An 18386-nucleotide genomic window follows, 5' to 3' on the forward strand; every position below is an offset into this window, starting at 1 on the left:
CAAACTCCGTATCTTTCTTATAGTATAACAAATTTGATAAATATGTGTTGACTTCTAAAGTGTATGCACTATATAATACAGTCTAGAAGTGTATTATATAGTGCATACACTTTTAATTCTTTCTTTACCCTGTGTGTATTAACAGATTAACACACTTTTCAAAAATTTATTTTCTGATGGATACACTTGATTTAAAAGGTTTTATAGCGTGGAGTAGTAAGATCGTTTTTTCAAAATGTTTCACGGGAAACATTTTTGTGTAATAAAGGAACCTTATTTCCAAATAGAAAGGAGCACCCAAGATGAAGCTTACCCTAAATAAACGAGACCCGATTTATTTGCAAGTTATAGCGTATCTTAAGCAAGAGATTATTTCTGGTCAGTTACAACCGGGACAAGAAATTCCTTCCAGAAGACAATTGGCAAACGACTTAAAAATCAATCCCAATACTGTTCAACGAGCATATAGCGAAATGGAGGCCGAACAATTGATTTATACAGAACCAAATCGTCCAAGCAAAATCACTGAAGATCCTAATATCTTAAAACACTTGAGAAATGAATGGGTTAATCATGCTGTGAAAGACTTCGTCGTTGCCATTAAAACAGTCGATATCTCAATTGAAGAAATTACCGAAATGATCAAAACAGAAATGAACAATCAATCTTAGGAGGTTAACTCATGCTTGAAATTAAAGATATTCACAAAAGGTTTGGAAGAAAACACGTATTAAAAGGTGTTTCCTTTACCGCTGAAAAAGGAGATATCACTTGTCTGATCGGTATCAATGGTGTTGGTAAAACAACGATTTTGAATTCTATTATGAAACTTACGCCTATCCAAAAAGGCGAAGTTCTAATAGACGGTAAGACTCAGTCTCCTGATATGTACAACCATATCGCTTTTATACCCGACGCTTCTATCATGCTGCCTGGAATGACGATACAAGAAACAATTGAATTTATGAAAGACTTTTATGATGTTTGGAACGATAAGCGTGCGAAAGATTTAATTCGCTTTTTCCGACTAAAACTTACCGATAAACTTCAAGATCTATCTAAAGGTAATCAGGCTAAAGTGAACTTACTTGTTGGACTTGCTTTGGATGTAGATTACATATTAATGGATGAACCCTTTTCTGGTATAGATATCTTTACTAGAGAACAAATCACAGAAGTTTTCAGTAGTCACCTTGTAGACGACCGCGGCGTATTGATCACAACGCACGAGATCAATGATATTGAACATTTAATCGACAAAGTCGTTTTACTGGGCGAAGGAACTATTTTAAAAGAATTCTATGCTGAAGAAATAAGAGAAAAAGAAGGATTTTCTGTAGTAGATGTTATGAGAGAGGTGTATAACGCATGAAAAAGCAATTAACGCATTTTATTCGCTTAGTAAATTTTGAGTTTGAACGTATGTTTAAATTTCTAGTTGGGATCATGGCCATTGTGGTTGTGTCTAATTTGATTGGGTTCATTTATGTTCCCTTATCTTATATGAGTTACGCAAGAGAAACTATGGCCTCACAGTCATTGAGTATAGCACAGTATTTATCAACTTATTCGCCTTTTTCTTTGAACACTGTATTAGGTTCTTTATGGATATATGGCCCATTGGCCTTGGGCATAATCGGGTTTATGTTTTTCGCTATTTTCACTTGGTATAGAGAGTGGTTCGGGAAAAACACCTTTGTTCACCGTTTGCTCATGTTACCTATTTCTAGAATGTACATTTATTCTGCGAAGGTTCTAACGGTTTTTCTCGGAATATTTAGTTTACTGACACTTCAATATATTGTGATCTGGATTGGACAATTCATTAGTCGTTCTCTAATTTCATCTGAATTTTATATTCGCGTAAGTCTAGCAAATGCCTTTGATTCAAATCAAATTCTTCAATTTCTTCTACCGAGCTCAGTAGAATTATTTTTCACTTTTTATCTGTTAGGATTTTTATTTATTCTAGTCCTTTATACAGCTATTCTACTCGAAAGAAGTTATCGTATAAGAGGATTTTTAATGGGTTTAGTATTTGGTATTTTTAGTTTGTTACTAGTTGTTTCGCCCCACTTATTGCCTACTATCCTCAGAAATCACTATATACTTTTTCCCTCTGAGCAGTTATTAGCTACTCTTTTGCTATCTATTGTCGTAGGAATAGTTTCTATAGGGTTAAGTCGATATTTGTTAAAACATAAAATTACGATATAGAAAGGAAGAATCCTATGAAAAAATATACAAAATTATTTGCCTTTTCCCTTTTTTCAATAGCTTTTTTAAGTGTCTATTGTATATCTCAAGTTGTCGCTAAACCAGGTAATATTGACCTTGTATTCACTACCTTTGAAGGCGATGACACATATTTGGAGCCACTTGTACTAACGGGATTCGCTTCCAGTAATCCAAACGAAACAGATCCTCGTTTCACATATAAAGACGGCCAATTTTCTTACCAGAAACAACAGTCTTTACTTAAAAACATAGATCGAGTAAACAATCCACGTATTGATTCTCTTCGAGAAAACTATCGGTCTTTTGTCAGAGGAAAGAGTCCTTTTAGTTACTACAATGAGACAGAGGACTTAGTCATTTATACGAATACTAATTATGAAACTTATTGGCAAAGTAATGATTATAGTATAGAAGTCTCTATACTCAACAAAAACGATGAATCTGTTTCAGAGCACACTTTAAAACTTCCTGAAGATGAATCTAACATATTCACACTAGAGAGTGTATCCATTAATTATCCAAATATTTACTATCTGATTAACCGTTCTGAAGAATTGAAACTGTACTCAACGAACTTAACGGATAATAATCCAACCTTAACACTAGAGCAGAACTTCACTGATCAATTAGGACCTAATACTACTAGTTATTCTATGTTTAATTCTAATGATGCGAACGATATTTTCTTGGAGCTTGGCACTTTAGTAGCGACTGGATCTTATTCCAGTTACGAAACACAGTTATCTCATCTTTATAATTACGATACGGGTGACATACTTGAAATCGATACAATCCAAAATGAAGATACTTTAAATACAGTATTCAATGAAGATGATATTTACCTTTACGGTGAAACCGAAGATTATTTCACCCTTCAACAAGTCACCTTTGAAGGTGGGGGTTCAAAGGATACAATAGAGTTTGAAAAACAAAGATTACCTCAGAGAAAAAACTCGGAGGAAGATGACCTTTACTATGATACAATTGGTATTAGAGACGGTATTCTTTATACAAGTATATCGGATTATCAAGAAAATCTCAGTAGACAAGGTATTCAAGTCAACGATATTCAAACAGGTGAGCTTTTGTATTTTGGTATGATAGAACCCAACGATGTAGATGTTTGGTCATCTAACTACTATTTAACTGATTAATCTTTTGCAAGAGACTAGCCCTCTAAGACTAGTCTCTTTTTGTATGGTAAAATCATTCTATAAAACGACGAAAGGAGACCATCCATTGCAGTATAGTATTTCTATGTTAGTTCCGTTTGAAATGGATTCGTTCTCGTCAAACTTACTTGAACAGGTTACACCTCTACTCACTCGATTGGAATCAGATTACTATAACACTAAACTTAAAGTGACTATAAATCATTTTATTGTAGCTGTAGCGGTCAGCTGGGCCAACCCTTTCCACCCCCATGCAGAATACTTTAAAATATACTTGGACGATTCTGTAGAGGAATCAAGCGAACTCAAAAATCAGCTTCTTGAAATGCTAGAAAACTCCCCTTCTTTTACCGCTGATCGTTTTATCTACTCGTTAATGAACGATCAGACTTCAATGATCCGATCTTTAGAGTCCAGTCACTATGAGTTGATTCGCAAAACTTACGAACCTACATGGACCATTAATCATTGCGTGAGCAAGTTTACTATCTCACCTTATACAAATATCTTGTCTTATAAAGAAGCCTTTCAACAGGAGGTTCTTAAAAAGGAACTAATCACTTTACTCAAACACAATTACGAAAACACTCACCTAGTTAATCCAGCTACGGATATGTCTTTGCAGGAATGGGAAACTTTTTTAATTGATGAAGCGCCTGATATGGATTTGAGTCTTGTTGCTTTGGATGATAAAGGGATTACGGCGTATATAACGACTTTTAGGTCAGACACTACTATAGAAATCGCTTGGGTAGGTATGAGAGAGGCTCATCCATCCTCTTTTCTACTGTTAAATAGTTTATTTAAAACTCAATTGCTTTTATTTGAACAACATGGCATTAGATCGGTCGAGCCGGAAATCGATACAACAGATCATTTTGTCTCAGGACTTTTTTCATCAATGGATTATCTAGAAAAAGACTGCCTACTAACTTACCGCAAGTTTATCTAGATATCTTTGCTGCTATGCCCTAGATTTCCTTAATATAAATTGTTATACTGTTTTAAAATTAAAGTACGTTAAACTAAACAAATTGAATCTATGAATTCTAGAATGGATGAACTCATGTCACACTCTTCAAGACAAGACTTAATTAAAAGCACCCGAATCGTCGTTAAGGTTGGAACCAGTACAATTATGTACCCAAACGGTTCTATCAACCTACAAAGACTAGAAAAACTGGCTTTCGTATTAAGTGACTTAAAAAATCAGGGAAAACAAGTGATCCTTGTTTCCTCAGGAGCTATCGGTGTTGGACTCGCCCGTATGAACCTAACAGAAAGACCGGTCACGATCCCCGAACAGCAGGCAATTGCTGCGATTGGCCAAACAGAATTAATGAATTTGTATAGTCAATTCTTCTATCATTATGGTCATCAAGTGGGGCAAGTCCTTTTGACCAAAGACGTTATTGATTTCCCCGTTAGTCGAGAAAACACGGCCAATACCTTTGAACAATTGCTGATTAAAAATGTGATTCCAATCGTGAATGAAAATGATACGGTTTCTGTAGAGGAATTGGATCATCTAACGCGTTTTGGCGACAATGATACCTTGTCGGCTCTTGTTCTGGAAATCACCGATGCAGACCTGCTCGTTTTACTTTCTGATATTGATGGCTTCTATGACAAAAATCCAATGCACAATGAAGACGCAAAACTGTTCGATACGATTCAAGAGGTCACTGAAGAGACCTATGCTTTGGCGAACGATGCTGGATCTCGTTTCGGAACAGGCGGTATGACGACTAAACTCAGTGCTGCCGAACAAGTGCTTGCACTTCAAAAACAAATGATTCTCGCGAATGGAGAAGATCCTACTGTTCTGTTTGAAATTCTCAAAGGAACCGCTGTTGGTACACTATTCACCCCTATGAAGAAAGGAGAGAGCTCATGACTGACTTAATGACTTTAGGAAAACAGGCAAAAGCAGCTACACGACTGTTGTCGCACGCTTCTACAAAAGACAAAAATGATGCTCTTGGGAAAATGGCTCAGTCTTTAATTGACCAAAAAGAAGCTATTTTAAAAGCTAACGAATTAGATACGGCTTCAGCAACGGAAAATGGCGTTTCAGAAACCATGATTGATCGTCTGACATTGACTTCAGAAAGAATCGATGCGATGGCTGAAGGACTTGTAGATATCACCCTTCTTCCAGACCCAATCGGTTTAGTTAAAAATATGTGGACAAACGAGGCGGGTCTTAAGATTGGTCAACAGACTGTGCCCCTTGGTGTAATTGGCATCATTTACGAGTCTCGTCCAAATGTCACTTCAGACGCTGCCGGCTTATGTTTTAAATCGGGTAATGTTGTAATTTTAAGAGGCGGAAAAGAAGCTTTTTATTCCAATAAAATGATTGTTACTGCTCTTCAGGACGGACTTCAAGAGACAGCTTTTCCTAAAGAAGTTATCCAGTTTGTGGAAGATACTTCCAGAGAAACAGCGCGTGCATTGATGCAGTTGAACCGTTACTTGGATGTTCTGATCCCTAGAGGTGGCGCCAACTTGATCAAAACGGTTGTGGAGAATGCAACCGTTCCGGTTATTGAAACTGGAACCGGAAACTGTCACGTTTATATTGATCAGTCGGCAGAGCTTGAAATGGCTAAAGAGATTATCGTGAATGCCAAGACGACAAGACCTTCTGTTTGTAACGCCGCAGAAACTTTATTGATTCATGAATCTGTAGCAGAAGAATTCTTACCTGTTATTGAATCCGCTCTTGCTGAATGGAAGGTTGAATTACGAGCTGACGAAGCTGCTCAAGCTATCTTAAATGAATCTGTACCTGCAACTGAAGCGGATTGGGAAACAGAATTCTTGGATTATATCCTGGCTGTTAAAGTCGTTTCTTCTATCGATGACGCAATTACTCATATCAATCACTACAGTACAGGTCATTCTGAAGCCATTGTGACAAGTGACTATAATGCTAGTCAACAGTTCCATAAAGAAGTCGATTCAGCTGCTGTTTACGTGAATGCCTCAACTCGCTTTACCGATGGATTCGAGTTTGGATTCGGTGCAGAAATTGGCATCAGCACGCAGAAACTGCACGCTAGAGGACCGATGGGCTTACCGGAACTAACTTCTACAAAATATATCATTTTCGGAGAAGGACAAATTAGATAATTCAAAAAGGCAATGGAATCCAATTCGGATCTCCATTGCCTTTCTTTTTAAGCTGAGTGATCAGTCCATCATTTTTGTTTGAGTTTCTTTGGTAATATCCATCATCGCCTGAAAGAATTTGGTTAATTCTTCTTCAAACTGCTTATCTTCCAAGCGTCCAACATTTTTCTCGATCACTTTTTGTTCTCTGCTGGCATCTAAAACCGGTAAATCATGTTGTTTTTTGTATGCTCCTACTTTTAAGACCGTTTTTAAACGGGCTTCAAATAGTCTCGTCAAGTCCTGATCAATTGTATCAATCTCTTGACGGTACTGTTCTAACTCACTCATTATGTTGTCCTCCCATCATCAGATCCATCAATCCAAGAGCCGTTACTGCTTCTAATACAGGCAGTACACGTGGTACGATACACGGATCATGTCTACCTTCTACTTCCAGTTCTGCTGCTTTGCCTTCTTCGACGTTGATTGTTTGTTGTTTCTTTTTGATGGAAGCTGGTGGCTTAACGGCCGCTCGGAATACGACCGGCATTCCATAAGTGATCCCGCCAATGATTCCGCCATTGTTGTTGGAACGGGTTTTGATCTTTCCATCTTCATCGTAGTAATATTCATCATTTGCTTCAGATCCACGCATCTTCGTGATATCAAAGCCTGTTCCGAATTCGATTCCCTTGATAGCAGGAACGGCAAAAACAAGATGCGCTAATTGAGATTCCACTGAATCAAAGAATGGGTTACCATAACCGGCATCTAGGCCTAATACAAAGGTTTCTACAACACCTCCGACAGAATCTCCATCATCTTTAGCTTCGACAATCAGATCTTTCATTTCCGCTTCTTTTGTTTCATTGAATAAAGGCAATTGTTGTTCTTTGAACTTTTCAATTTGTTCTACCGTAACCTCTTTTTGATCAGCGAATGTTTCATCTTCAATGGTTCCAATGGACTGAATATGCGAACCCACCGTGACGCCTTTTTGTTTCAACCATTGCTTACAAATTGCGCCGGCAAATACTAAAGGTGCTGTGATTCTTCCTGAAAAGTGTCCACTACCTCTATGATCGTTATGCCCTTTATAGCGCATACGACCTGGATAATCCGCTTGTCCTGGTCGCATCACATTTTTAAGTAAACTGTAGTCTTTGGAGCGAGTATTGGTATTCCAGATGATTGCTGTCAGAGGCGCTCCCGTTGTTTTCCCGTCTAAAAGTCCACTCAAAATTTCAGGAAGATCTTTTTCTTTTCTAGGTGTGGTTAACTCATTTCTACCCGGTGCTCTTCTGGCCATTTCAACTAGTACTTCGTCCATATCCACTTGCAGACCAGCTGGCAGACCATTAATTGTAATGCCTATCGCAACCCCGTGTGATTCTCCAAATATCGAGACTTGGACGTTTTTACCCCATACTCCGCTCATCTATTTTTCCTCCTACTTCTTTGAACACTTCCCAAAAATCGGGATATGATTTTTTGACACATTCGGAATCTTTTAATTGTATCGGCTCTTGACAAACTGTTGACGCAACCGCAAGCATCATGGCCATTCGGTGATCCTTGTGACTCCAAACTTCTGCGCCACCTTTGAGCGTTTGCACACCTTTTATATGCAACTGATCTCCTACGATTTCAATTTGTGCACCAAGGGCTGATAGTTCTTTTTGAGTAGCGACTAATCGGTCACTTTCTTTGATGCGTAATCTTTCAAGGTTGATCAGCTTCGTCTTACCTTTACTTAAAGAAGCCGCCAGTGCTACGGTTGGGATGATATCTGGTACTTGTGACCCGTCGATTGTGCGCTCTTCTTCACCGGAACTGAGCTGTTCAAGTATATGGACAATCTCACGGTCTCCTTGCAAGGATTTTTGATCTAGCCCATTTACTTTTATTTTATTCCCTAAAAGTTGTGCACTTAACCAGAATGCCGCTTGAGAATAATCTCCTTCGACTGTGTAGTCTTGTGCGTGATACCGTTGATTCCCTTTGATTTCAAAGGTTCTGTAGTCATCGTCATGTTTGATGATGATTCCGAACGCTGATAAGACAGACAAGGTTAAGTCTATATACCCTTTAGATTCAAGATGTGTTGTGATCTCAATCGTAGAGTCCCCATCAAGTAACGGGAGTGTCAGTAGCATACCTGTAATGAACTGCGAACTGATATCCCCACGCATTTCATAAGTTCCAGGTTCTAACCGTCCTTCAATGGTTAGATCCAACTGTTCTGATGTTCCGGCTTCATACCTTAAGTCCTGGCGCTCAAATAATTCTCGGTAAGTTTCTAGCGGGCGCTGCCCTAACTTTCCTCTCCCCACAAAATGTGTCGGACCTTCAAACAGTGTTGCTAAAGGTACAAAAAATCTTAATGTGGATCCTGATTCATTGCAGTCAATTTCCTGATTCGTGCGAGCTACAGCTTCTCCGCATCCATCGATTATTAGAGTATTTCCATCTTGTTCAATCGTTGCGCCAAAAGCACGCATACCTTCCATCGTCGCTATAATATCGTCAGACAGCTGGATATTGCGAATGATACTTTGTCCCGTTGCAAGACCCGCGCAGATGACTGCTCGATGGGCCATACTTTTAGAAGGAGGAACGGTCACCGTGCCTGTTAATTCACTGGGTTCTATCATTAAAGTTGTCACGGTTTGTTTCCTCCTACTTCTAATTTACTGAAGAACGTTCGATCTGTTTTAATTCGACGCGCGCTCCCAATTTCCTCTAGAACGATAATATTTAAATTACCTTTGAAATTCTTTTTATCTTTTTCTATATAAGGTAAAATTTCAGCGTAATCTGCTGGTGTTTCTAATTTTGTCGGTAACTGATGGTTTTCAAGAATTTTGATAATCTTTTCTGTGGTTCCTGTTTGCGTCAGTCCTTGTTCTTCTGCGAGTCTGGATAGTTCAACCATCCCAATCGCAACTCCTTGACCATGAGAGTAGACTTCGTAGTGATAATACGCCTCAATGGCATGACCCAAGGTATGGCCGAAGTTTAGTAGCATACGCTCACTCGTATCTTTTTCATCTTCTTGTACGACTGTTTTCTTTATTGTACAGCACGTCTCAATCACCCATTCGATTTGATCCATCACTTCTTCTCTTGAAGACATTTCCATCAAATGATTGAATAGATTCTGGTCTTTGATACATCCGTACTTGATAACTTCTGCCATACCATCTGCGAATGACTGATTGGTTAAAGTTTCTAGAACTAATGGATCAATCAGCACGAGTTCAGGATGATAGAAAGCACCGACCAAATTTTTACCTTCTGGCAAATCTACACCAACTTTTCCCCCAACACTACTATCTACTTGTGCCAATAGTGTGGTTGGAATCTGTACGAAAGAAATACCTCTCAAGTAAGTTGCTGCTGCAAACCCTGTAATGTCTCCCACTACACCGCCACCAAGTGCAATAATTAAATCACTTCTGGTCAAGCCAAATTCAATCAATTGACTGAATATAGCTGGCATGGAACTAAAGGTTTTGGTTTGTTCTCCTGGTGGTAAGACAATACACTGAACTTCAAATCCCGCTCTTCTTAATTGATTCAGCACGTTTTCGCCGTAATGGTTATGGACCGTCTCATCTGTTACAACCATAATCTTTTTGCCGCTAAACAGGGCAGAGATTTCTCTACCAATTTGACTCAATAGGTTTTTCTCAATTTTTAATGCATAACTCGTCTCCTCTGCAGGAACTTTTACGATTAATTCAGGCATGTCTTCCCTCCTTTAAATTATTTAGATAAGATTGTTGATGCTGCTTGAATTGAGCGTCCTTCAATTTCAGCTAATTTACTTGCTTTGATCATTAATTCTTCGAACTCATCTGGTGTCAGGCATTGTTCGCCATCACTCCATGCATTTGCTGGATCATCGTGTACTTCGATCATTAAGCCATCAGCTCCAGCAGCAATTCCTGCTTTTGCTCCAGCTTCAACCAAGTAAGACATGCCACCTGCGTGACTTGGGTCTATAATAATAGGCAAGTGAGACAATTTCTTGATCACTGGTACTGCTTGAATATCTAATGTATTTCTTGTTTCTGTTTCAAATGTACGGATACCACGTTCACATAAGATCACGTTCTCGTTTCCTTCAGACATAATGTATTCCGCTGACATTAACCATTCTTGGTAAGTTGCAGATAAGCCTCGTTTTAATAAGACGGGTGTCTGAGTCTTGCCGACTTCTTTTAGAAGATCGAAGTTTTGCATATTACGCGCACCAATTTGAATCATATCAACGGAGTCAACGAACTCGTCAATCCATTTAGTCGACATCAATTCTGTAACGATTGGTAGACCTGTTTCAGCTTTAGCGGCTTGTAGCATTCTCAAACCTTCTAATTCAAGTCCTTGGAAACTGTATGGAGAAGTTCTAGGTTTGAATGCCCCACCTCTTAGGAAGTTTGCTCCGGCTGCTTTGATGCGTTTTGCGACATGGATGATCTGTTCTTCACTTTCTACTGAACAAGGTCCCGCAATGATGCCTAATTGTCCGCCACCGATTGTTTCTTTATCAATTTTGATAACAGAATTTTCAGGATGGAATTTTCTGTTTGCACGTTTGTAAGGATCTTCCACGCGTACGATTTGGTCAACTTCTTTTAATGCTTGTATCTGATGTGTATCGATTCCACTTGTATCTCCAATCAAGCCTAGAAAATCTCTTTTAACATCTGAAAAATGACTAACAGAAACACCTTTTGCTTCTAATTTTTTTGTAATTTCTTTAACTGATTCTGCTGAAACACCTTGTTTTAATACGACTATCATGATCATTCTCCTCTTTTTTTAAATTATTTTGTATAAACACCAAACCATTACTGGTTCATATCGTTCTTCTACTTCATGTTCGGGGTAGCGCTCTTTTTCAAACACATCCTCACTAATGATGGTGTACTTCAAGTTTTTCTTACAAAAAGCTGTCCATGCTTTATATTTACTGTCTGTATAAGTGATCAATGTTGGATCTTCGATCGATTCCAAATACTTTTTCAAGAAAATAGTGGTCGCTGGATGAATCATCGCTGTATTTTCAGAATGTTCTTTATTTTTGACGAGCACCATAGGCTTCGTTTTTTTCTGAAAGACTTCGACAAGTTCCACTTTATCCCAGTAATCATAATTAAATTCTTTCCAGCCGTATTCCCTTCGAGCGCTTTTAAAGGCTACCGGGAATAATACGTACTCTCCTTTCAACAGCTCAATGTTATGAATCAAGTTGTCAAAGGACGGATATGCAACAATGTCATCTTCTTCTGACTTGATCAAAGATTTAGCTGCTGCATAACTATCCGTACTTTCTGGCCCTAATGTATGAATCATCATATGTGCATCCCTCACTATTTTTTGAATGTAGATGGTTTCTTTTTTAACAGACTTCTCGGTACGATTGAACAACGTCTTTAACTTTTATTCGAACGATTTAGGTAACTACGCTCGCCTAGTACTTTGCCCGTAACTCGCTTCGCTTCGAACGGTTTGCCTTGCGGCTCGGGTGACTACGCTCACTGGCGTTCGCCTAGTATTGTGGCCGTAACTCGCTTTGCTTCGAACGGCCACAACAAAAACGCCGCGTTCGAGTTCTCTTTTTGGGAGAAGTTCGAATGCGGCGTTGGTTAAGTTCACTCATAAAATGTTGTTATTTTACTTGTGCGCCCCATTCGATTTCTCGTGAAATCTATGGGACGCTGTTGTCAGCAGCTTAAAGCTCTTCAGCCTCCATAGATTTGATCCTAAAGAAGCTAAAGTAATAACTATTCAATTGCGGAGCCATTTCGATTTGTAATTGTCTATTCATCTCAATTTCTCTCCTTCAATCAATTAGTATCAGCTGTTGTTCAACTGTGACCCAATACTAGCAATTAGATTTAGGCTTGTCAACAGTCATCCTCAAAAAAACTCAAATAATCTTTTAATGTTCTTTCTTAAATTCTCATATTATCGCTTAACCATAAGCTTTTTTATTGAATAAAATTTCTTGAAAAAATTTTTAAAAATAAATTCTATTTGTGTTTTATTTTTCTTTTGTCTATACTTCAAACCAATATATGGATGACGAAAGGAGTTTATTATGCACTTTTATGGTTTATTTGGAGAATCCCTCTCCCATACACTTTCTCCGGCTCTACATAAACGCATTTATCAACTGCTTAGAATCGATGCTGCTTATAAAGCTTTCGCATTTAAACCAGCTCTTCTTGAGCAAGCCGTTTCTGGTGTAAAAGCCTTAACGATCAATGGTGTGAATGTTACGATCCCTTATAAAGAAAAAGTTATGCCTTATTTAGACGAGATTGATTCATTTGCTGAAAAATTGAATGCTGTTAATACCATAGAGCATAAAAACGGAAAGCTAATCGGTCACAATACAGACTATGCAGGCTTTAGTTTGATTTTCCAAAGAAGAAACTGGACAATAAAAGATAAAACAGCAGTTATTCTAGGAACAGGCGGAGCTGCAAAGATTGTTGAAGCCTACCTTCTTGATCAGGGGATTGAACAACTGATTATTGCTTCGAGATCTCCTGAAAAATATGAGGACACCACGAAAAAGACCTATACCACTTACGATTCTTTATCTTCATACAGCGGAGATTATCTAATTAATACTACTCCAGTTGGTATGTATCCAGAAATGAATGATTCTCCTGTCGATGCTTCGATCGTTGAGCAGTTCGGCACAATTATAGACTTAATTTATAACCCTGAAGTAACCAACTTATTAAAAATGGGGAATCAATTGCATAAAGAGACTGCGAATGGTCTAGAAATGCTCGTTGGACAAGCCGTTCGAGCAGTGGAAATCTGGGAAAACTGTATGATTGAAGACAGCTTGATCGACGAATTGATTGAGTACTTTCAAAATGAATTGAGTGAATCTAATTGAAAACAAACTTAGTATTCATTGGCATGACAGGTAGCGGTAAAACAAGCTTTGGAAAAAAACTTAGTCAAAAATTAGGTTTATCCTTCATTGATACAGATGAAGTCATTGAAAAAACAACGTATCAGTCTATTCCAGAATTATTTGAAATTGGTGAAGCACACTTTAGAATGATTGAATCCGATACTTGTAGACGAGTCGCTTCAGAAACAACACATTCCATTATTTCTTGTGGCGGTGGAGTTGTGTTAAAAAAAGAAAACATACAGGCTCTTAAGAAAACTGGCTGGATTGTTTTTATTGATCGGCCTGTAGATAATATCGTTGAAGATATTCGAGTGGATCATCGTCCTTTATTAAAAGACGGCACAGATAAACTATACCAATTATATGATGAGCGGATTGAACTTTACCGTTCTGCTGCGGATTTTGTTGTGAAAAACGATTCCAGTGAAGCTTATGTATTAAAGACAATTGAACAAAATCTTCCTGAAACCATTAAAAAAGGAGTAAGCAAATGAATTTACTGATCCTGAATGGACCGAATCTGAACTTTCTCGGTATTCGTGAACCAGAAATCTACGGTACTCAAACATTAGAAGATATAGAAAAGCAGATCAATCACTATGCTACCGAGCGCGGTCATAACTGTACATTCTTTCAAAGCAACTCAGAAGGTGATTTAATCGACCGAATACAACAAGCACATACAGATAATATAGACGGCATCATTTTTAACCCTGCCGCTTATACACATTATAGTTATGCAATTCATGATGCAGTCAAAGCAATTGCGGTTCCTACAGTGGAAGTGCATCTGAGTGCCATCAACGCCAGAGAATCTTTCAGAAAAGAATCCGTTGTGGCTCCTGCCTGTATCGGACAAATTTCCGGCTTTGGGGCAGCAGGATATACTCTAGCCGTTCATGCTTTAGAAGAAAATTTAGTTTAAAGGAGTCTGAAATGAAAATTGCACTTATTGGACTAGGCGCAATTGGCGGTTCATTTGCTATGGGCCTCAAAGCGGCTGGGTACAAAGAAATTTACGGAGTAGATCTTGATCCAAACACGATTGCGACCGCAGAAAAAGAAGGGCTGATCATCAAAGGTTACACTGATGCAAAAGTACTGTTACCTGATATGGATCTTGTTCTACTCTCCCTTTATCCCAATCAAATTGCGTCTTTTGTTGAACAGTACAGAGATGACTTTAAAAGTGGTCTTGTATTGACAGATGTTACAGGTGTGAAGACATCCATCGTTGAACAAGTGATGAAAGTTCTACCTGATACGGCTGATTTTGTTTTTGCTCATCCAATGCGTGGAAGTGAAAAGAAAGGCTTCATTGGCGCAGACCATACTCGATTTATTGGGGCGAACGCCTTAATCACCCCTATTCCATTTAATAGAGAAGCTAATCTTGTGCTTGTTGAAAAGGTTTATCGGGATATCGGATTTGAAACTCTTTCGCGTGTCACTCCAGAATTACACGATAACCAAATTGCATACGTCAGTCAGCTGATGCACGCTCTTTCTGTAGCTGTCGTAAATAGTTCGCAAGCTTCTGAAGACACACTGACCTTTGCCGGTAATAGTTTTAAGGAGCTTACAAGAATCGCAGATATCAATGGAGACTTGTGGAGCGAACTTTTTTTGAATAATCGTTCTGCTCTCTTAAATTCTATAGAAGCATTCGAAGATGAACTCGACAAACTTAAACGGACATTAGTCGAAGATGATGAAGTAGCTTTAAAATCTATTTTCAAAAAAGCTAGTGTTCAAAGAAGGAATTGGTACTAAAAGAGGATTCTCTACTTAATTCGGTAGAGAATCCTCTTTTTAACTTACTTTTCTAATGTTGAAAACACGTAAACGTCTTTCCCTTTCAAAGTCACCGTTTTTTTGATCTGCATCCCATTAGCTTCTGCAACTTTTTTTGAGCCTTCATTTTCTACATGAACCAATGAAATGATCTCATCTAAGTGTAGTTGCTGTTCCCCGAATGCTCTCAAAGCCGTCGCGATTTCTGTAGCGTAGCCATTTCTCCAATGTTCTTCTGCAATCCAATAGCCGATTTCCGTATAGTCTATACCTTCTACGGTTTGAGGAAGAAATCCTGCATGGCCGACTGGTTCCCCACTGTCCTTTAATTCGATTACTTTGAGTCCCATATATGGATTTTTTTCATATAAGTTGAACATACGCTCTAAGGCAGCTTTTGTCTGCTCTTGCGTATAAACTTCTCCAATTCCTATATACTTTACAACTTTAGGATTTGAAGTTAAGGTCTTTAAAAATTCCAAATCATTCTGTGTATAGTCTCTTAACCTCAGTCTTTCTGTCTCTAACATATGCCTACCTACTTTCTTTTTAGAATAGAAAAGATACACAGAAGAGCTTTGACGCTCCTCTTGTGTATCTCACTGGTTTATTTAAAATAATTGATTCCCATAGCACTTTTCACTTCATCCAGTGTTTGCGCAGCGACTTTTTCTGCTTTCTCACTACCGGCTTTCAGCATGGCGTGAACGGCATCCAAATCTTTTGAAGCTTCTTCTCTGCGTTCGCGAATCGGTTGTAGTTTAGCTTGAAGAACCTCATTCAAGTAACGTTTAATCTTAACGTCTCCTAGCCCACCCTTTTGATAGTGGTCTTTCAGTTCTTGAACTTTCTCTTTATCATCATCAAAGACATCAAGGTAGGTGAAAACAACATTACCTTCAACCTGGCCTGGATCTTCTACACGGATATGATTCGGATCTGTATACATACTCATCACTTTTTTCTGGATATCATCCGCTGAATCTGATAAGTAAATACCATTATTGAGCGATTTGCTCATTTTACCTCTACCATCTATTCCAACTAATCTTCCGTGTCCTTTTGGCGGTAAAATGATATCTGGTTCAATTAAAGCATCTGTATGGTAAATTCTATTGAAGTCACGCGCAATTTCTCTTGTCTGTTCCAGCATCGGTCTCTGATCTTCTCCAACTGGTACATGTGTTGCTTTAAAAGCTGTAATATCGGCAGCTTGGCTGACAGGGTACATAAAGAATCCCGCAGGTATACTTTCATTAAAGCCTTTTTCTTGAATTTCAGATTTCACTGTAGGATTTCGGTTCAATCTGGATACTGTAACGATATTCAAATAATACATCATCAGTTCAGCTAGTTGAGGAATCTGTGACTGAATAAAAATGGTTGTTTTTTCTGGATCCAACCCTATTGCAAGATAATCAAGTGCTACTTCTGTTACACTTTTCTGAACTTTTTCAGGTGTTTTAGCATTGTCTGTTAAAGCTTGCTGGTCAGCAATCATAACATAGATATGGTTATCTGGATCTTGTTGCATTTTTAAACGATTTTGAAGAGATCCTACATAATGTCCTAGATGCAATTTCCCTGTAGGACGGTCTCCTGTCAAGATAATTCTTTTCATAAATCCTAGCTCCTTAATGTTGTAATTGGCTTTTACTTATTGTATCGTAACTATACTATATAAAACAATGTATAATCTGTTTATTTTAAAGAACTTTATACCTTTTCGCACAACCAAAAACCAGTCTAAGGTCTGATGTAAAAGAAGTTGATTAAGGGTACAGTGATGACAGTAGCATTCACACATATGAACATTCTTACAAATACTTTTAACAATTCGTAAAATTTGCGTGATAATTTTGAAATTCAGTCTATTTTATAGAGTTTTTAGAGTATAATGAAGACAATCAATTTTGGAGGACGATATGAAGATATTAATTACAACAGAATGGTACACTCCAACTGTTAACGGTGTAATCACTTCTATTATCAACCTAAAAGAGATTTTGACAGACATGGGACACGAAGTCCGCATACTGACTCTATCAGAAAAATCCAACTCTCATGTAGATGAAGAGCGGGGTTTATATTCAATGCCTTCTTATGGTGTCGGAAAAATTTATCCCGGTGCACGAGTGGCCTTGACGATGGATGATGATGTGTTGTCTCATATTCTAGAATGGAACCCTGATGTGATTCACACTCAATGTGAGTTCAGCACGTTTAGAATCGCGCGTAGAATCTCTCAGACTTTGATGATCCCAATAGTGCATACATATCACACTGTCTATGAAGATTATACGCATTATTTTTCACCAAATAAAAAATGGGGTAAAAAGGCTGTTGCTTTGTTCAGCAAAAGAGTCTTGAACCATTCAGATGCCGTGATTGTTCCGACAAAAAAAGTCGAATCCCTTTTAAAAGGATACAAGGTAAATCAGCCTGTACATGTGATTCCTACTGGTTTGGATTTAGAGAAATTCAATAAGCCAGTTGACCAGAAAGAGATTACAGCATTGAGACGCTCTCTTTCTATACCCGATGATTGTTCCGTACTTGTCAGTGTCGGAAGAATCGCTAAAGAAAAAAATTTGGAAGAAATTATTTCTTACCTTAAAGAGCTTAATGATCCGAAGCTTCGACTCCTAGTTGTTGGAGATGGCCCTTACAGAGAAACACTGGAGGCCTTCATTGATGAAATAGACGCTCGTGCCTTTGTAGTCTTCGCCGGCATGGTCGATCCTAATAAAATCGCCACTTACTATCAGGCAGGAGATCTTTTTGTCAGTGCGTCTACTAGTGAAACGCAAGGTCTTTCTTATATTGAAGCTCTTGCAAGCGGCGTTTTTGCTTTATGTAGAAAAGATGATTGTCTAATTGACGTAATTGAAGATGGAGAGAATGGATTTCAGTATACTGAATTTTCTGAATTCAAGTCTTTTCTTTATACCCTATTAACTCAAGATGATTTTGATCATTCAAAAAAACTGGCAGCACAAAACAAAATCGAAGAAACGTACTCTATCGAAGCTTTTGGAAAAAGTGTGGAACTGGTCTATTTAGAAGCTATCAGAACCCATACGCATCAGCACGTTTTCTCTCTCTAGGAATGA

The 18386-nt window shown here is 38.2% G+C and carries 20 protein-coding genes; 12 read left to right on the forward strand and 8 right to left on the reverse strand.

Annotated elements, in window-relative coordinates; genetic code table 11:
- Positions 1-302 precede the first annotated feature (302 nt).
- The 7 genes from ACFP65_RS06725 (at position 303) to ACFP65_RS06755 (ending at position 6548) form a co-directional block, all read left to right on the forward strand.
- Positions 303-671: a GntR family transcriptional regulator gene (locus ACFP65_RS06725; protein WP_379917058.1), complete on the forward strand. Its 369-nt coding sequence runs from the start codon at positions 303-305 to the stop codon at positions 669-671.
- Positions 672-682: 11 nt separating this feature from the next.
- Positions 683-1372, forward strand: coding sequence for an ATP-binding cassette domain-containing protein (locus ACFP65_RS06730; protein ID WP_379917060.1), 690 nt, complete (start codon positions 683-685; stop codon positions 1370-1372).
- Positions 1369-2217, forward strand: coding sequence for a hypothetical protein (locus tag ACFP65_RS06735; protein WP_379917062.1), 849 nt, complete (start codon positions 1369-1371; stop codon positions 2215-2217). The genes ACFP65_RS06730 and ACFP65_RS06735 overlap by 4 nt, the downstream gene beginning before the upstream one ends.
- 14 nt (positions 2218-2231) lie before the next feature.
- Positions 2232-3392: a hypothetical protein gene (locus ACFP65_RS06740; RefSeq protein ID WP_379917064.1), complete on the forward strand. Its 1161-nt coding sequence runs from the start codon at positions 2232-2234 to the stop codon at positions 3390-3392.
- A gap of 85 nt (positions 3393-3477) precedes the next feature.
- Positions 3478-4362 (forward strand): hypothetical protein, encoded by an 885-nt coding sequence (locus ACFP65_RS06745; RefSeq protein WP_379917066.1) that lies wholly within the window; start codon positions 3478-3480, stop codon positions 4360-4362.
- A gap of 114 nt (positions 4363-4476) precedes the next feature.
- On the forward strand, positions 4477-5307 hold the full coding sequence (gene proB / locus ACFP65_RS06750) for a glutamate 5-kinase (RefSeq protein ID WP_379917068.1): 831 nt from the start codon (positions 4477-4479) through the stop codon (positions 5305-5307).
- Positions 5304-6548, forward strand: a complete 1245-nt coding sequence (locus ACFP65_RS06755) for a glutamate-5-semialdehyde dehydrogenase (RefSeq protein WP_379917070.1) — start codon at positions 5304-5306, stop codon at positions 6546-6548. The genes proB and ACFP65_RS06755 overlap by 4 nt, the downstream gene beginning before the upstream one ends.
- 60 nt (positions 6549-6608) lie before the next feature.
- On the opposite strand, the gene ACFP65_RS06760 is transcribed toward ACFP65_RS06755, so the two are convergent.
- From ACFP65_RS06760 to ACFP65_RS06785, 6 genes are read right to left on the reverse strand one after another with little or no spacing between them, the layout of a single operon-like run.
- Positions 6609-6878: a chorismate mutase gene (locus ACFP65_RS06760; protein WP_379917072.1), complete on the reverse strand. Its 270-nt coding sequence runs from the start codon at positions 6876-6878 to the stop codon at positions 6609-6611.
- Positions 6871-7968: a chorismate synthase gene (gene aroC, locus ACFP65_RS06765; protein WP_379917074.1), complete on the reverse strand. Its 1098-nt coding sequence runs from the start codon at positions 7966-7968 to the stop codon at positions 6871-6873. The genes ACFP65_RS06760 and aroC overlap by 8 nt, the downstream gene beginning before the upstream one ends.
- Positions 7949-9196 (reverse strand): 3-phosphoshikimate 1-carboxyvinyltransferase, encoded by a 1248-nt coding sequence (gene aroA / locus ACFP65_RS06770; protein ID WP_379917076.1) that lies wholly within the window; start codon positions 9194-9196, stop codon positions 7949-7951. The genes aroC and aroA overlap by 20 nt, the downstream gene beginning before the upstream one ends.
- Positions 9193-10281, reverse strand: a complete 1089-nt coding sequence (gene aroB / locus ACFP65_RS06775; protein WP_379917078.1) for a 3-dehydroquinate synthase — start codon at positions 10279-10281, stop codon at positions 9193-9195. The genes aroA and aroB overlap by 4 nt, the downstream gene beginning before the upstream one ends.
- 17 nt (positions 10282-10298) lie before the next feature.
- Positions 10299-11339 carry a 3-deoxy-7-phosphoheptulonate synthase gene (aroF, locus tag ACFP65_RS06780; protein WP_379917080.1) on the reverse strand — a complete coding sequence of 347 codons (1041 nt, stop codon included), beginning with the start codon at positions 11337-11339 and terminating at the stop codon, positions 10299-10301.
- Positions 11340-11357: 18 nt separating this feature from the next.
- Positions 11358-11891 carry a hypothetical protein gene (locus ACFP65_RS06785; protein ID WP_379917082.1) on the reverse strand — a complete coding sequence of 178 codons (534 nt, stop codon included), beginning with the start codon at positions 11889-11891 and terminating at the stop codon, positions 11358-11360.
- Positions 11892-12639: 748 nt separating this feature from the next.
- Between ACFP65_RS06785 and aroE the strand changes: the two genes are divergently transcribed.
- The 4 genes from aroE to ACFP65_RS06805 are packed head-to-tail and all read left to right on the forward strand — an operon-like array spanning position 12640 to position 15252.
- Positions 12640-13455 (forward strand): shikimate dehydrogenase, encoded by an 816-nt coding sequence (gene aroE, locus ACFP65_RS06790; protein WP_379917084.1) that lies wholly within the window; start codon positions 12640-12642, stop codon positions 13453-13455.
- Positions 13452-13973 carry a shikimate kinase gene (locus ACFP65_RS06795; RefSeq protein ID WP_379917086.1) on the forward strand — a complete coding sequence of 174 codons (522 nt, stop codon included), beginning with the start codon at positions 13452-13454 and terminating at the stop codon, positions 13971-13973. The genes aroE and ACFP65_RS06795 overlap by 4 nt, the downstream gene beginning before the upstream one ends.
- Positions 13970-14404 (forward strand): type II 3-dehydroquinate dehydratase, encoded by a 435-nt coding sequence (gene aroQ, locus ACFP65_RS06800; RefSeq protein WP_379917088.1) that lies wholly within the window; start codon positions 13970-13972, stop codon positions 14402-14404. Before ACFP65_RS06795 ends, aroQ begins: the two co-directional genes overlap by 4 nt.
- An 11-nt stretch (positions 14405-14415) precedes the next feature.
- Entirely contained in the window at positions 14416-15252 is an 837-nt protein-coding gene (locus ACFP65_RS06805) for a prephenate dehydrogenase (protein ID WP_379917090.1), read from the forward strand.
- Positions 15253-15296: 44 nt separating this feature from the next.
- Here the strand turns inward: ACFP65_RS06805 and ACFP65_RS06810 are convergent, their stop codons facing one another.
- Together ACFP65_RS06810 and trpS are read right to left on the reverse strand one after the other, a co-directional pair.
- Positions 15297-15803, reverse strand: coding sequence for a GNAT family N-acetyltransferase (locus ACFP65_RS06810; RefSeq protein WP_379917092.1), 507 nt, complete (start codon positions 15801-15803; stop codon positions 15297-15299).
- Positions 15804-15880: 77 nt separating this feature from the next.
- Positions 15881-16894, reverse strand: a complete 1014-nt coding sequence (trpS, locus tag ACFP65_RS06815) for a tryptophan--tRNA ligase (RefSeq protein ID WP_379917094.1) — start codon at positions 16892-16894, stop codon at positions 15881-15883.
- Between the two features lie 304 nt (positions 16895-17198).
- Between trpS and ACFP65_RS06820 the strand changes: the two genes are divergently transcribed.
- Positions 17199-18380, forward strand: coding sequence for a glycosyltransferase family 4 protein (locus ACFP65_RS06820; RefSeq protein WP_379917096.1), 1182 nt, complete (start codon positions 17199-17201; stop codon positions 18378-18380).
- The last annotated feature ends 6 nt before the right edge of the window (positions 18381-18386 follow it).

This window comes from Marinilactibacillus sp. GCM10026970 (genome assembly GCF_042660675.1).
In the GTDB taxonomy this organism is placed as follows: Bacteria; Bacillota; Bacilli; order Lactobacillales; family Carnobacteriaceae_A; genus Marinilactibacillus.